Raw genomic sequence first — 13,900 nt, 5'->3', positions numbered from 1 at the left:
ATGGGTAAGATAACAGTAGAGACATGTGAAATCGAAGGGCTGAAGGTAATTACCCCGACTGTATTCGGCGATGCCCGCGGATACTTCATGGAAACTTATAATTACAATGATTTTAAGGAAGCAGGCATTGATGTGGAGTTTGTGCAGGACAATCAGTCCAGCTCCCGTTACGGAGTACTGCGCGGTCTGCATTTTCAGATCAATTATCCGCAGGACAAGCTGGTCCGTGTGGTGAATGGTGAGGTTTTTGATGTGGCTGTAGATCTCAGGGAAGGTTCCGCGACTTATGGAAAATGGTTTGGTGTGATTCTTTCCGCAGAAAACAAGAAACAGTTCTTTATCCCGAAGGGTTTTGCACATGGGTTTCTGGTGCTTTCCGAAAATGCGGAGTTTACTTACAAGTGTTCTGATTTTTATCATCCCAATGATGAGGGCGGTCTGATCTGGAATGATCCGGATATCGGAGTGGAGTGGCCTGTTCCTGAAGGAATGGAACTGATCTTCTCAGAAAAAGATCAGAAATGGGGCAGCTTTAAGGATTTCCGGAGATAGGAGAGAGGAATGCTGAAAACTATTTTTTCCCTGCCGGCGGATGTGTACAAAAACCGCCGGCTGGTTTTCAAACTTGCCAAAAATGATTTTAAGACAAAATATGCCGGTTCCTATCTGGGAATCATCTGGGCATTTATCCAGCCAATTGTTACGATTCTGGTATACTGGTTTGTTTTTTCAGTAGGATTTAAGCCGACTATGGATAATGTGGGAGTTCCCTTTGTCCTGTATCTGGTAGCAGGTATTGTGCCGTGGTTTTTCTTCCAGGATGCCCTGGTGGGAGGAACCAATGCCCTTCTTGAATATAATTATCTTGTAAAAAAAGTCGTTTTCAATATCAGTGTGCTTCCTGTTGTGAAGGTGATTTCCGCGCTGTTCGTACACGGCTTTTTCGTGATGTTTACCATAATTTTGTATATGTTTTACGGGAAATGGCCGGACCTGTATTATCTGCAGATTCTTTATTACAGTCTGTGTGTATTTTTGCTGGTTCTGGGCTTATGTTATGCGACCTGTGCAGTGGTTATCTTTTTCCGTGATCTGACACAGATGATCAATATCGGGCTTCAGGTGGGAGTCTGGCTGACCCCGATCATGTGGGTGGCAGAAAATGCACTGCAGGGCCATCCGGTTCTTCAGAAGGTACTGCAGATCAATCCCATGTACTATGTCGTTTCCGGTTACCGTGATTCTTTTATCATGAAGCGCTGGTTCTGGGAACGTCCGTTGTGGACACTTTATTTCTGGATGTTTACCATTCTGTGTTTCCTCGGAGGCAACTGGGTATTCAAGCGTCTGCGTGTTCATTTTGCAGATGTATTATAACGAGAAAGACTGTTCAGAGGCGGGAACAACAGCTCTGGACAGGCAAAAAGAGAGGTTTTGAAGTGGAGAAGAAAAAAGTCATTCAGGTTCAGCATTTATCCAAAATGTATAAGCTTTATGATAAACCATCGGACCGTCTGAAAGAGTCCCTGGGACTTTCCAGAAAAAAACGTTATCGGGAGCATTATGCACTGCATGACGTGAATTTTGATGTACATGAGGGGGAATGCGTGGGGATTATCGGTACCAACGGTTCCGGCAAATCCACCATTCTGAAGATTATTACCGGTGTGCTGACACCTACAGAGGGTCAGGTACTTGTGGATGGAAGAATATCTGCTCTTCTGGAACTGGGGGCAGGATTCAATATGGAATATTCCGGTCTGGAAAATGTATATCTGAACGGTACCATGATCGGTTTTTCCAAAGAAGAAATTGATGCCAGACTGGATGATATTCTGTCTTTTGCGGATATCGGGGATTTTATCCATCAGCCGGTGAAAATGTATTCCAGCGGTATGTTCGTGCGGCTGGCTTTTGCAGTGGCAATCAATATTGATCCGGAAATCCTCATTGTAGATGAGGCGCTTTCTGTAGGAGATGTATTTTTTCAGGCAAAATGTTATCATAAATTTGAAGAATTCAAGGAGCAGGGCAAGACCATCCTGTTTGTCAGCCACGACCTGAGCAGCATTTCCAAATATTGTGACAGAGTCATCCTGCTGAATAAAGGACGGATGCTGGACGAAGGTGCGCCAAAAGCGATGGTGGATATGTACAAGCAGCTTCTGGTACATCAGGATCCTGTGAAACAGACGGAAGGGGCAGAAGATGCACCGGGAACACAGGAAAACTGGCGGGAAGGCTTCCGTGTGAATCCGGATACGCTGGAATACGGTGAAAAACAGGCGGAAATTGTGGATTTTGTGGTGCTGGATTCCAAAGGACGCCAGAGCAATACCATTGATAAGGGAAGCACATTCCAGATCAAGATGAAAGTGCATTTCCATGAAACGATTCAGCAGCCGATTATGGCTTATACCTTTAAGAACATTCAGGGTACAGAAATCACGGGAACCAATACCATGTATGAGGAGGTTTTTGTGGAGCATCCGGATGCAGGAAGAGAATGCGTGGTGACATTTCAGCAGAAAATGGATCTTCAGGGCGGAGAATATCTGCTTTCCTTCGGTTGTACCGGATACCGGAACGGGGAATTCACTGTGTTCCACCGGCTGTACGATGCCTGCAATATTACGGTTGTTTCCACGAAGAACACCGTGGGATTTTTTGATATGAATTCAGAGGTTTCCGTAGAAGAGCCGGAACCGGACAGAAAAGTCACTGCAAAAGAGTAGGAGTGGGATATGTTGGAAAAAATCGGAAATGTAGAACTGGATTACACGTACTATCCCGGAGAGGATCTGTACAGCGACGGCCCGATTGAAGAAGTGCTTCTGGAAATTGCAAAAAACTATCGGGAAGAAGAATTGAATCAGGTGATCGCAGAGAGAAAAGACTGGTCTGTACTGTATCATTTTTCCCATGTGAGACAGAATATCCTGGAATGGCTTCCAATAGGAAAAGAGGATCATGTGCTGGAAATCGGTTCCGGATGCGGTGCCATCACAGGTGCACTGGCAAGAAAAGCCAAAGATGTGACCTGTATTGAGCTTTCCAGAATGCGCAGTACCATCAATGCTTATCGGAACCGGGACTACGACAATATCCGGATCATGGTCGGCAATTTTCAGGATATCGAGAAAAACCTGAATCAGACATTTGACTATATCACGCTGATCGGCGTGTTTGAATATTCCGAAGGATATATCGGAACCGGAGAACCCTATACAGAAATGATCCGCAGGATTTCCACGCATCTGAAGCCGGGCGGAAGACTGGTGATCGCTATCGAAAACCGGCTTGGACTGAAGTACTGGGCAGGCTGTACGGAGGATCATGTGGGAACGTACTTTGAGGGTCTTGAGGGTTATCCCAATACAAGTGGAGTGAAAACATTTTCCCGCAAAGAACTGAAGGATCTGATAGAAAGTGCCGGGGATTTTGAAACGAAATTTTATTATCCTTATCCGGATTATAAATTCCCCATGACGATTTATTCGGATGAATATCTGCCGAAGAAGGGAGAACTTCGGGATAATTTCTGCAATTTTGACAGGGAGAGGATGCAGCTTTTTGATGAACCGAGAGTGTATGATACTCTGGTTGACAGCGGGCTGTTTCCGGAGTTTTCCAATTCGTTTCTGGTGCTGGCAGAAAGGAAGGAGTAAGGATGGCTGAGATTATTTTTTCGAAATATTCCAATGAGAGAAGTCGGAGCTTTGCCATCCGTACAGATATTCTGCAGGATGGCAGGGAACGTTTTGTGAGGAAAACGGCGCCTTACCCGGAAGGCAGAGAACATGTGAACAGGCTGCCGCTCTGGTATGAGAAACTGGAGGAAATGTATCGGATGGTTTCTCTCTGCTGCAACAGATGTGAAGCGAAGGAAGACGGCGTGCACCTGGAATATCTGGAAGGAAGAACTCTGGAGGAAATTCTGGATGAACTTCTGGAAAAGGGCATGGTGGAGGAAGCAAAAGAAAAGCTTTGTCAGTATCTTTCCCGTGTGAAAACGATTTATGACAGAGAGCCTTTCCGCAAAACGGAAGAGTTTGTCAGGGTGTTTGGAGATGAGATGCTTCCGAAGGGACTGACTGGTGCATCTGTGACGAATATCGATATGGTATGTGCGAATCTGGTACTGACAGAAATTCCTGCCGGGTCAGAGGCAGGAAATACAGAAATTTCCGGCAGTGATTCCCGAGTGATTTCTACAGTGCTGGATTATGAATGGACATTTGATTTCCCTGTTCCGTGTCAGTATGTGTTATACCGGATCATTCATTATTATGTGGATACTCATAAAGTGAGAAGTGTTCTTGGCTCTGAGAAATTGTGCAGAGAATTTGGTATTACCATGGAGCAGGTTAGCGCCTTTGAGCAGATGGAACTTCATTTTCAGGAGTATATTACCGGAAGCCATGTTCCCATGAGGGAAATGTTCCGTTATATCACACCTGGCGTAAATACGGTACAGACAGTTAACAGAGGACAGCTGCAGGTGTTCTTTTCCTATGGAAACAGTTACAGAGAAGAGCATTCGCTGACCCTTCCCATGGAAAACGGAGAGGCAGAGCATACGATTGAAATTCCGGAAGGATGTACAAAACTTCGCATTGATCCGGGAGAGCAGGCATGTGCCGTTCATATTCGGGAACTGACGATGGACGGGAAGAAACCTTCCATGGACGGATGTGTGATTCCGGAAGGCGTACAGGCGGGAGAGTGGATCTATATTGCCAAAGATGATCCGAATGTGGCGGAAATCCCTGTAACAGCCGGAACCAGAGCAATGAAAATTTCTCTGAAAACGTATGGCGCTTCCAGGGATCTGATGAAGCAGGTCGTAAAACTTGCGGAAGAAAACCGGGAGCTGGAGAGAAAAGTGGAGCAGCAGAGTCGGCTGATCCGTGATATGAAAAATACAAAAGTCTGGAAAATGTACCAGAAATATCGAAATATGGCAGAGAGGAAAAAATAGCATGGATGACCACATTGTAGTATTGGATACCTGTGATTATGAGCTGAATAAGAATGGTACCTGTGTCCTGCGGGGATGGATGTATGTGGGATATGAGGAGGAACCTGCAGTACAGGTGCGGGCTGACCATATTCCGCTGGAATGCAGCATGACCCGCCAGGTAAGACGTGATGTGGTCGCAGCAAGGACAGATATCCCTTTTGAAGATGATAATGCGGGATTTGAGATCCGCATACCAAATCTGGAACAGGTATTTTCTCTGGCTGATTCCCTGCGTGTGCGGATCTGCTGCGGACGTGAGACGCTGCCGGTTGTTCAGAAAGAGATGAAGGAAGTACGGGAGGAATATTATCAGTCCACGATCCGTTACAATCTGGAGATTCTGGAGCGCAGTCTGGATCAGGTTCATATCCAGGGCTGGTGCATCAATCTGTGCGGAGAACTGGAAACGGAATTTCTGGATGAAAACGGAAATCCCATACCGGAGGTGAAGTGGAATGATGTGCGTCGGGCAGACCTGCAGGAGCATTTTCATGTACCGCTGGAAAAATGTCATGGTTTTTCCATTGATATTCCAAGAAACAGAATCCGGGGAAGAAAGCTGCGCTTTTGTTTCCGAAATCCTGTAACTTCCAGAGAAGAAGTCATTGATATGTATAAATTTGACAGGGACAATACCCGGATTGTCCGTGTGATGAAGACACTTGGCAGAGCCAATAAAGAAAAAAATCTGGAGATTCTGAAAGAAGAAGGACTCCGGGGATTTCTGGACTTTGTGATGGAGGAGTCCAACAGTTATACAGAATCCTATGCCTATTATGAGAAAAAGCATCGCCCAACCAGAAGAGAACTGGCAAAACAGGCGGGAACCGTATTTGAAAATCCACCATTGTTCAGCATTGTGGTGCCGCTGTATCATACACCGCTTCCTTATCTGAAGATTCTGGTGGATTCTGTGGTCGCTCAGAGTTACGGGAGATGGGAACTCTGTCTTGCGGACGGCAGCAGTGACGAAGCGATTGGGGAATACCTGAAAGAAAATTATGGAAACGAGTCCCGCATTCGTTATCAGCATCTGGAGGAGAATACGGGAATCGCCGGCAATACCAATGCAGCAATCGCCATGGCGCAGGGGGATTTTGTTATTTTTGCGGATCACGATGATGTGATCGCACCGGATGCCCTGTATCTTGCCGCATGTACCATCCGGGACTATCCTGACACAGAGATGATCTATACAGATGAAGATCTGATCGACGAAAACGGAAGATGTATTTATCCGCATTTCAAACCGGATTTCAACATCGATTATCTGCGCTGTATCAATTATATCTGTCATCTGGTGGTGATACGGAAAGATCTGATGGAGCGTGTGGGAGGGCTTCGGGCTGAATTTGACGGTGCACAGGATTATGATTTCCTTCTGAGGTGCGTGGAGCAGACCGACCAGATCCGTCATATTCCAAGAGTTCTTTATCACTGGCGCAGTCATGAAGGTTCGACGGCTGGCAATCAGGACAGCAAACAGTATGCGGTCGATGCCGGTGCCAGAGCATTGATGGAGCATTACCGTCGCCTGGGAATCGAAGCAGAGGTGGAATTTACAGGAATTTTTATTGTGTACCGGACAAGATTTATCGTGCAGGGCAATCCGAAAGTTTCCATTTTGATACCGAATAAAGATCACAGAGAGGATCTGGAAAAATGTATTTCCTCTATCCAGGAAAAGAGTACCTGGAAAAATGTGGAGATCATTATTATAGAAAATAACAGTGAGCAGACAGAAACCTTTGCATATTATGAGAAACTGAAGAAGCGATACAGCAATATCAGAGTTGTGACGTATGAGGGAGAATTTAATTATTCAGCAATCAATAATTTTGGTGCTTCTTTTGCAGAGGGAACATATCTGCTGCTTTTGAATAATGATACGGAAGTGATCACACCTGACTGGCTGGAGCGGATGCTGGGATATTGCCAGAGAGAAGATGTGGCGATTACCGGAGCGAAGCTTTTTTATCCGGATGATACTGTGCAGCATGCAGGTGTGGTGATCGGCATCGGAGGGTTTGCCGGCCATATTCTTTCCGGCATTGGCAGAAATGCGACCGGATATATGGGAAGACTCAAAACGGCACAGGATATCAGTGCTGTGACAGGGGCCTGTCTGATGGTGAAACGTTCGGTTTTTGAGAAACTTCAGGGACTGGACGAGGGATTTGGCGTGGCACTGAATGATGTGGATTTTTGTCTGAGAGCCCGGGAACTGGGGAAACTTGTGGTGTTCCAACCGGATGCCCAGCTTTATCATTATGAATCCAAATCCAGAGGGCTGGAAACAACGCCGGATAAACAGGAGCGTTTCCAGAAAGAAATCAACAGGTTTCTGGAGCGGTATGAGGGACTTCTGAAAAAAGGGGATCCTTATTACAATCCCAATCTGAGTCTGATGACGGCGGACTGTTCTCTTCGGAAGGCCCATGAGCATGTGAAAGGAAAAAGCAAAGCATGAGACAGCAATTATATGAGGTAGAAAAAGAACGATTTTATCTGAATGATCCCTGCAGGTATTCCATCTGCGGAGTTCTTCCGCAGGAGGATACCATTGAGGCGTGGCTGGACGGAGTGCGGCTGGAGGCATCTCTGGAAGAAAAAATAGCGAGAAGTGCCATGGAGCGTTTTCAGGACGGGGAACTGATCGGAGGGCATCGGGTTGAGGTTCTGGTGACGCTCCCGGAAAATCTGGACGGATACAAAAAGCTGGAAGTATTTGCCGTTTTTGAAGGAAAAAAAGAATCCTGGTTCCGGATCAATGTAAAGGAGCTGCAAAAGAGAAGAGGCAGACCGCAGTATTATATTGAGGAAGAAAAAGTAGACCGCAGGGCGGGAATTGCAAGTATTTACGGATGGGCAGCGGCATCTTCTCCTGTAACTGTGAAAATATTTGATGATAAGAAACAGCCTGTTGACTGCCGAATTCAGAAAATGAGCAGAAAAGATGTTGTAGACATGTTTTATGAATGCCCGGTGGAAGAAGAGTGCGGTTTTTTTGCGGAGCTTTCGAACATTCACGGCCGATATCTCTACGCAGTCATGCGTGCTGCGGACGGGACCAAATCTGTTCACAAAATGGGACTTGGTGTGGGAGAAATTCTGGCAGGAAAAGCACGTAAATATCAGAAACGCGGTATGGATTATTTACGTGCACACGGGATGAAGGCACTTGCAGTGAAAAGTATACGCAAAGTAGCCCAGATGCGGAACCGCCCTGTGGAATACAGCAAATGGCTTCCGAAACATCTTCCAAGCACTTCAGAACTGGAGAAACAGAGAAAAACAGTCTTTCATTTTTCGCCAAAGATCAGTATCGTAGTCCCGCTCTATAAAACAAAGCCGGAATACCTGGAACAACTGATCACATCTGTGAAAGATCAGACCTATTCCAACTGGGAACTGTGTCTGTCTGACGGAAGCGGGGCGGATTCTCCGCTGAAAGACCTGCTTGAGAAATATCGGCAGGAAGATGCACGTATTAAAGTCATCTCTCATGATTCCCCGCTTCGTATCGCGGAAAATACCAATGCGGCAATCGGGATTGCCACCGGTGATTACATTGCATTCGGAGACCATGATGACGTATTGACTGCGGACGCTTTTTTTGAGTGCGTGAAAGCCATTAATGCAGATCCTCAGATTGAGGTGCTGTATTCGGACGAAGACAAAATGTCTTTCCAGGGAGATAAATTCTTCCTTCCGCATTTCAAACCGGATTTTAATCTGGATCTTCTCTGTACGGTAAATTATATCTGTCATTTGTTTGTAGCCAAAAAAGAACTGGTGGATCGGGTAGGGCTGTTAAGGCCGGAATTTGACGGCGCACAGGATTATGATTTTATTTTCCGTTGTGTGGAGGCAACCAGCCACATTTGCCATATTCCGAGAATTCTCTATCACTGGAGGAGCCATCAGGATTCTACTGCCGAAAATCCGGAGAGCAAGCTGTATGCCTTTGATGCAGGACAGCACGCAGTACAGGCACATTTTGACCGGATTGGTGTGAAGGCGGAAGTTTATCCGGGGGAATTTCTGGGATTGTACCGTACCAGATATATCCGGGATTATGATCCTCTGATTTCCATCCTGATTCCGAATAAAGATCATATTGATGATCTGGAACGATGCATTTCTTCGATTGAGGAGAAATCCAGCTACAGAAATTATGAATACATCATTATCGAAAATAACAGCACAGAGGAAAGTACCTTTGCTTATTACAAAGAACTGGAAGCCAGAAATCCAAAAGCGCATGTTGTGTACTGGGAGGGCCCGTTCAATTATTCGGATATCAATAATTTTGGAGCCTCTTATGCAAAAGGGGATTACCTGCTTCTTCTGAATAATGATACAGAAGTGATCAATGCAGACTGGCTGGAAGAGCTTCTGGGCTACTGTATGCGTCCGGATGTGGGAATTGTGGGTGCAAGACTTTACTATGAGGATGATACGATCCAACATGCAGGTGTGGTGCTTGGTTTCGGCGGAATTGCGGGACACTGCTTTGTTCAGCAGCCGAGGGGCAATACAGGCTATTGTCACAGAATTATCTGTGCGCAGGATTACAGTGCGGTAACGGCTGCGTGTATGATGGTAAAGAAAGCGGTATTTGACCAGGTAGGAGGTTTAAGCTCCGATCTGGCAGTGGCATTTAATGATATTGATTTCTGTCTGAAAGTCAGAGATGCGGGATACCTGGTGGTCTACAATCCGTATGCGGAACTTTATCATTACGAGTCAAAATCCAGAGGACTGGAAGATACACCGGAGAAGAAGGAACGTTTCGGCAGGGAAATTGCGACACTGGAATCTCACTGGCCGGATATTTTTACAAAGCCGGATCCGTATTATAATCCGAATTTGACACTGAGCAGTCAGGACTTTTCGTTGAAAAGACTGTAATAAATTTTGAAATAATCGCACAGCGTATACTGTGAAACCAGAAAGTGAGGAAAAGATATGCGAGTACTGGTAACCGGAGTGAAGGGACAGCTTGGCCATGATGTGATGAATGAACTTGCGAAGCGTGGCTATGAAGGCATTGGTGTGGACGTAGAAGAGATGGATATTACAGATGCATCAGCTGTGGAGCATGTTATGCGGGAGGCTCATGCGGACAAAGTAGTACACTGTGCTGCGTGGACCGCTGTGGATGCAGCGGAAGATCAGGCGGAACTCTGCCGCAGGGTCAATGCCCAGGGTACAGAAAATATTGCCAGAATGTGCAGAGAACTGGATCTGCCCATGATCTATCTTAGTACGGATTATGTGTTTGACGGCGAAGGAACCAGACCATGGGAACCGGATGATGAGCGTCATCCGCTCAATGTATACGGCCAGACGAAATATGAGGGCGAACTTGCCGTAGAAAAATATCTGGAAAAATACTATATTGTCCGTATTGCCTGGGTATTTGGCGTGAACGGGAAAAACTTTATCAAGACGATGCTGAAGCTCAGTGAAAATCATGATACTCTGACGGTCGTGGATGATCAGGTGGGATCTCCTACATACACATATGATCTTGCTCGGCTCCTGGTGGATATGCTGGAGACAGAAAAATATGGCCGTTATCATGCGACCAATGAAGGACTCTGCTCCTGGTATGAATTTGCAAAGGAAATTTTCCGTCAGGCAGGAAAACAGGTAACCGTGCTGCCGGTATCCAGCGAGGAATATCCGGCTAAGGCAAAACGTCCGCACAACAGCCGGATGAATAAAGACAAACTGGAGGAAATGGGATTTGAACGCCTGCCTTCCTGGCAGGATGCACTTTCCCGTTATTTGAAGGAGATTATGTAATTGCCTATGAAAAAAATATGGAATAAGGAGAGGGCTCCGGAATGGGGGATGCTTGCCCTGGTATTTCTTCTGGTACTGGCATGGTCTCTGACTGCTCCGAAAGGAGGAGGACCGGACGAACCCATGCGTTATGATGTGGCGAAGTATCTCTATGAGCATCCGGGAAAGCTTCCTCATGGCGAGGAAGAATCCATCCGCAATGCAACCTGGGGAATTTCGTATGCATTTTATCCGATTCTGTCCTATATGATATCTGCCGTATTTATGTGGATTGCGGGAATTTTCAGCACTTCCGAAATGGTATTGCTTCATGCGGCTCGTCTGGCGGATGTGATGTTTATTACCATAGCAGCGTGGTTTGTGATTCAGGCAGGAAAAAAACTGTTTGGCAGAGAAAAGGGACTGTTTTTCAGCAGCCTGGTGATTTTTATGCCTGGATTCCTGTACATGGGAACGTATGTAAATACAGATTCCCTTGCATTGATGGCGGCAGCAGTCATTCTTTATGCGTGGGTATGTTATCTGGAGGAAGGATGGAGCTGGAAAAACTGTGTTTTGCTTGCTGTTGGAATGGGAATCTGTTTTTTGTCCTACTATAATGCGTATGGATGGATTTTGTGGAGCTTTTTCTTCTTCTGTCTGACGGTTCTGCTGTGCATGGAGAAACCGGTGAGAGAACGCTGGAAATTTCTGTTTTCCAGAGGTCTGGTCATTGCAGGCATCACGATTCTTCTGGCAGGATGGTGGTTTGTCCGGAACTATGTGATTTATGACGGGGATATTCTGGGGCGAAACGCCAGTACCCTGTGCGCGGAGCTGTATGCCAAAGATGCCTATAAGCCGTCCGTTCATGTGACTCCTGCCAAACTGGGATGGAGTCTGAAAGATTTTTTCTTGTATCAGGATCCAGGCTGGCCGCACAACTGGCTGGTTATGGTGGTGGTAAGCTTTATCGGTCTGTTTGGAAAATTTGATATTTACATGCCGGAGACAGCAAGTAAGATTTATATTCTGTTTGTGGCTGTTGGTATTTTGGGTGTGCTTTTGATGATCCGGGAATTTTACTGGCACAGAAGAAGCGTAACGGTTCAGAAAACATCTGTAAACGGAGAAAAAGTAAAAATCAAGACGGTCCGCTGTTCACGGGAATGGAGCAAAAAAGGATTTTTTAATCTGATGATGCTGGCTTCGCTGGTCACACCGGTGATTCTGTTTATTGATTATGCGTATTTTAACGATAATCAGGCACAGGGAAGATATATCATGTCTGCTGTTTATCCGGTCATGTATTTTGCTGCGTGCGGATATGGAAAACTGCTGGAACGATTTGTGAAGAATGAGAAGATACGGATCTGGTTTTATCGTATTTCGTCCGGTCTGTGGATTCTGGGAGCTGTCCTTGTTTATCTGCGGGTGATTATTCCGGCGTATGCAGCGTGACAGAAGCTGTATTTTTCGTAACACAGGAAAGTGCTTCTCGTTTTCCTGCAATATAAAAAAGCCTATATCACAGGAAAATGCCTTGCATTTTTTCTGGATATAAAAAATATCAGGACCATATTCTTTCCTACTACATAAAAAACGCAGGGAAATCCTCCTTACAGGAGAGGTTTCTCTGCGTTTTTTGTGTTTATTATGAATGTCCCGTTTATGGTAAAATCAGGATTTGATAATCTTTACGATCCAGAGGATCAGAAGCAGGAGCAGAAATGCGCCGACTCCGCCGATTACGTAATAGGGAACAGGCGTCTTGTTTGCAGATAAATCCTGTGCGGCAGCCATATTTTCCTGTCCCTGGGTGAGAAGGCTGAGATCCTGCTCTTCGGAAGGCATTACTCTTCCGGTTCCGATGGCAGTACCTCCGTAATAATAGGTGCGGTTCAGGTTTCCGTCATCAGCAGCCGTGTCTTCGGTGGTAATGTCATTTTCGGAAATTCCCATGGGAGCAACGACAATGCCGCCGGAAATAAGGTTAAAGTCCGTATCTCCCACATCAAGGAGCTGGAAATTATTATACCCATAATCCAGAATGGAAACCGCCTCTGCAGCAGTGGTACCCTGTGCGCCCTGGAAAACGACCGCGATCAGAGTCATACCGCCGCGGGATGCAGCGCAGGCAATGGTGCTGCCGGATGCTTCCGTATAACCTTCCTTGCCCCCAAGGCAGCCTTCATAATAAGAGGCATTGCCATTGGTGATCATGGAAAAATTGTTGGTCAGTACGCGGGAACCGCCGGAAACATTTGTGGCCGCAATGGTATAGGATGCCGTAGAGGCAATCGTACGGAACGTTTCGTTGCTGATGGCGGCTTCCATGATCAGAGCCATGTCATGAGCGGTGGTATGCTGATTTTCATCTGGAAGTCCGGTAGGATTTGTAAATACGGTATTTGTACAGCCAAGCTCCTGGGCACGTGTATTCATCATCTGGACAAAGGTATCAACAGAACCTCCGATATGTTCCGCCACCTGAAGGGCGATATCATTGGCAGATGCAAGCATGATTGAATAGAGGCACTGTTCCATGCTAAAAACTTCATCAAGCTGTGAAGAAATGCTGGCACCGCCGTCTGTCACACCGGAAACACCTGTCTGTGTCATGGTGACATTGTCAGCGAGCTGACTGTTCTCCAGAGCCAGCAGCGTGGTCATGATTTTTACCGTACTTCCGGGATAAAGAGTCTGATCCATGTTTTTTGCATAAAGAATCGTGTCAGTGGAAGCTTCCATGACGACTGCTGCCGTCGAGGTAATATCGGACCCTTGCGGCCATCCGGGAATGGAATTGGTGGAAACTGCGGAACCCGTGTCCTGTACTGCGGCATCCTGCGTGGTTTCTTCAGCGGCAAAAACCGGCGTCTGAAAAAATAAGGAAGCGGAAAGTCCCAAAGCCAAAAGGCCTGATGTCAGTTTTTTGATTTTTATCATAAATAGATTCTCCTGTTTCTGTTCAAACTTATTGATAATATAACATGTAAATTCGAAGGGGTTGTATTTATAAAATTATCTGTCATATCTGCTGTGTACGACTTATTTATTCGATGTACCAGCTTACAACATACG

The 13,900-nt window shown here is 46.0% G+C and carries 10 protein-coding genes; 9 read left to right on the top strand and 1 reads right to left on the bottom strand.

From position 1 onward, the window contains the following. The 9 genes from rfbC to ACTNEW_RS05655 all read left to right on the top strand — a co-directional run bounded on the left by rfbC (nucleotide 1) and on the right by ACTNEW_RS05655 (nucleotide 12,277). Entirely contained in the window at nucleotides 1-552 is a 552-nt protein-coding gene (gene rfbC, locus ACTNEW_RS05695) for a dTDP-4-dehydrorhamnose 3,5-epimerase (RefSeq protein WP_441058868.1), read from the top strand. Nucleotides 553-561: 9 nt separating this feature from the next. Further along, a complete protein-coding gene (locus ACTNEW_RS05690; protein ID WP_441058866.1) occupies nucleotides 562-1,377 on the top strand; it encodes an ABC transporter permease in 816 nt (271 codons plus the stop codon). A 104-nt stretch (nucleotides 1,378-1,481) separates the two neighbouring features. Continuing rightward, complete coding sequence (locus tag ACTNEW_RS05685) at nucleotides 1,482-2,735, top strand: ABC transporter ATP-binding protein (RefSeq protein WP_441059067.1); 1,254 nt, start codon at nucleotides 1,482-1,484, stop codon at nucleotides 2,733-2,735. Nucleotides 2,736-2,744: 9 nt separating this feature from the next. Further along, nucleotides 2,745-3,668: a class I SAM-dependent methyltransferase gene (locus ACTNEW_RS05680; protein ID WP_441058864.1), complete on the top strand. Its 924-nt coding sequence runs from the start codon at nucleotides 2,745-2,747 to the stop codon at nucleotides 3,666-3,668. A gap of 2 nt (nucleotides 3,669-3,670) precedes the next feature. Then, on the top strand, nucleotides 3,671-4,981 hold the full coding sequence (locus ACTNEW_RS05675; RefSeq protein ID WP_441058862.1) for a hypothetical protein: 1,311 nt from the start codon (nucleotides 3,671-3,673) through the stop codon (nucleotides 4,979-4,981). A gap of 1 nt (nucleotide 4,982) precedes the next feature. Further along, on the top strand, nucleotides 4,983-7,493 hold the full coding sequence (locus ACTNEW_RS05670) for a glycosyltransferase (RefSeq protein ID WP_441058860.1): 2,511 nt from the start codon (nucleotides 4,983-4,985) through the stop codon (nucleotides 7,491-7,493). After that, nucleotides 7,490-9,937: a glycosyltransferase family 2 protein gene (locus tag ACTNEW_RS05665; RefSeq protein WP_441058858.1), complete on the top strand. Its 2,448-nt coding sequence runs from the start codon at nucleotides 7,490-7,492 to the stop codon at nucleotides 9,935-9,937. Before ACTNEW_RS05670 ends, ACTNEW_RS05665 begins: the two co-directional genes overlap by 4 nt. 57 nt (nucleotides 9,938-9,994) lie before the next feature. Continuing rightward, the gene (gene rfbD, locus ACTNEW_RS05660; RefSeq protein WP_441058856.1) at nucleotides 9,995-10,837 is read left to right on the top strand and encodes a dTDP-4-dehydrorhamnose reductase; all 843 of its coding nucleotides are present in this window, start codon (nucleotides 9,995-9,997) and stop codon (nucleotides 10,835-10,837) included. A gap of 6 nt (nucleotides 10,838-10,843) precedes the next feature. After that, complete coding sequence (locus tag ACTNEW_RS05655) at nucleotides 10,844-12,277, top strand: ArnT family glycosyltransferase (RefSeq protein WP_441058854.1); 1,434 nt, start codon at nucleotides 10,844-10,846, stop codon at nucleotides 12,275-12,277. A 219-nt stretch (nucleotides 12,278-12,496) separates the two neighbouring features. Here ACTNEW_RS05655 and ACTNEW_RS05650 read toward each other — a convergent pair whose 3' ends face one another. Further along, entirely contained in the window at nucleotides 12,497-13,765 is a 1,269-nt protein-coding gene (locus ACTNEW_RS05650) for a D-alanyl-D-alanine carboxypeptidase family protein (protein WP_441058852.1), read from the bottom strand. Between the last annotated feature and the right edge of the window lie 135 nt (nucleotides 13,766-13,900).

The sequence above is a fragment of the Blautia sp. HCP3S3_G3 genome (assembly GCF_052063365.1).
In the GTDB taxonomy this organism is placed as follows: domain Bacteria; phylum Bacillota; class Clostridia; order Lachnospirales; family Lachnospiraceae; genus Blautia_A.
This window is presented reverse-complemented; position numbering and strand designations above follow the sequence as displayed.

Excerpts from the sequence above, each read along its gene's own strand:
- rfbC (WP_441058868.1), top strand. The coding sequence starts at position 1 with ATGGGTAAGATAACAGTAGAGACATGTGAAATCGAAGGGCTGAAGGTA.
- ACTNEW_RS05690 (WP_441058866.1), top strand. The coding sequence starts at position 562 with ATGCTGAAAACTATTTTTTCCCTGCCGGCGGATGTGTACAAAAACCGC.
- ACTNEW_RS05685 (WP_441059067.1), top strand. The coding sequence starts at position 1,482 with ATGTATAAGCTTTATGATAAACCATCGGACCGTCTGAAAGAGTCCCTG.
- ACTNEW_RS05680 (WP_441058864.1), top strand. The coding sequence starts at position 2,745 with ATGTTGGAAAAAATCGGAAATGTAGAACTGGATTACACGTACTATCCC.
- ACTNEW_RS05675 (WP_441058862.1), top strand. The coding sequence starts at position 3,671 with ATGGCTGAGATTATTTTTTCGAAATATTCCAATGAGAGAAGTCGGAGC.
- ACTNEW_RS05670 (WP_441058860.1), top strand. The coding sequence starts at position 4,983 with ATGGATGACCACATTGTAGTATTGGATACCTGTGATTATGAGCTGAAT.
- ACTNEW_RS05665 (WP_441058858.1), top strand. The coding sequence starts at position 7,490 with ATGAGACAGCAATTATATGAGGTAGAAAAAGAACGATTTTATCTGAAT.
- rfbD (WP_441058856.1), top strand. The coding sequence starts at position 9,995 with ATGCGAGTACTGGTAACCGGAGTGAAGGGACAGCTTGGCCATGATGTG.
- ACTNEW_RS05655 (WP_441058854.1), top strand. The coding sequence starts at position 10,844 with ATGAAAAAAATATGGAATAAGGAGAGGGCTCCGGAATGGGGGATGCTT.
- ACTNEW_RS05650 (WP_441058852.1), bottom strand. The coding sequence starts at position 13,765 with ATGATAAAAATCAAAAAACTGACATCAGGCCTTTTGGCTTTGGGACTT.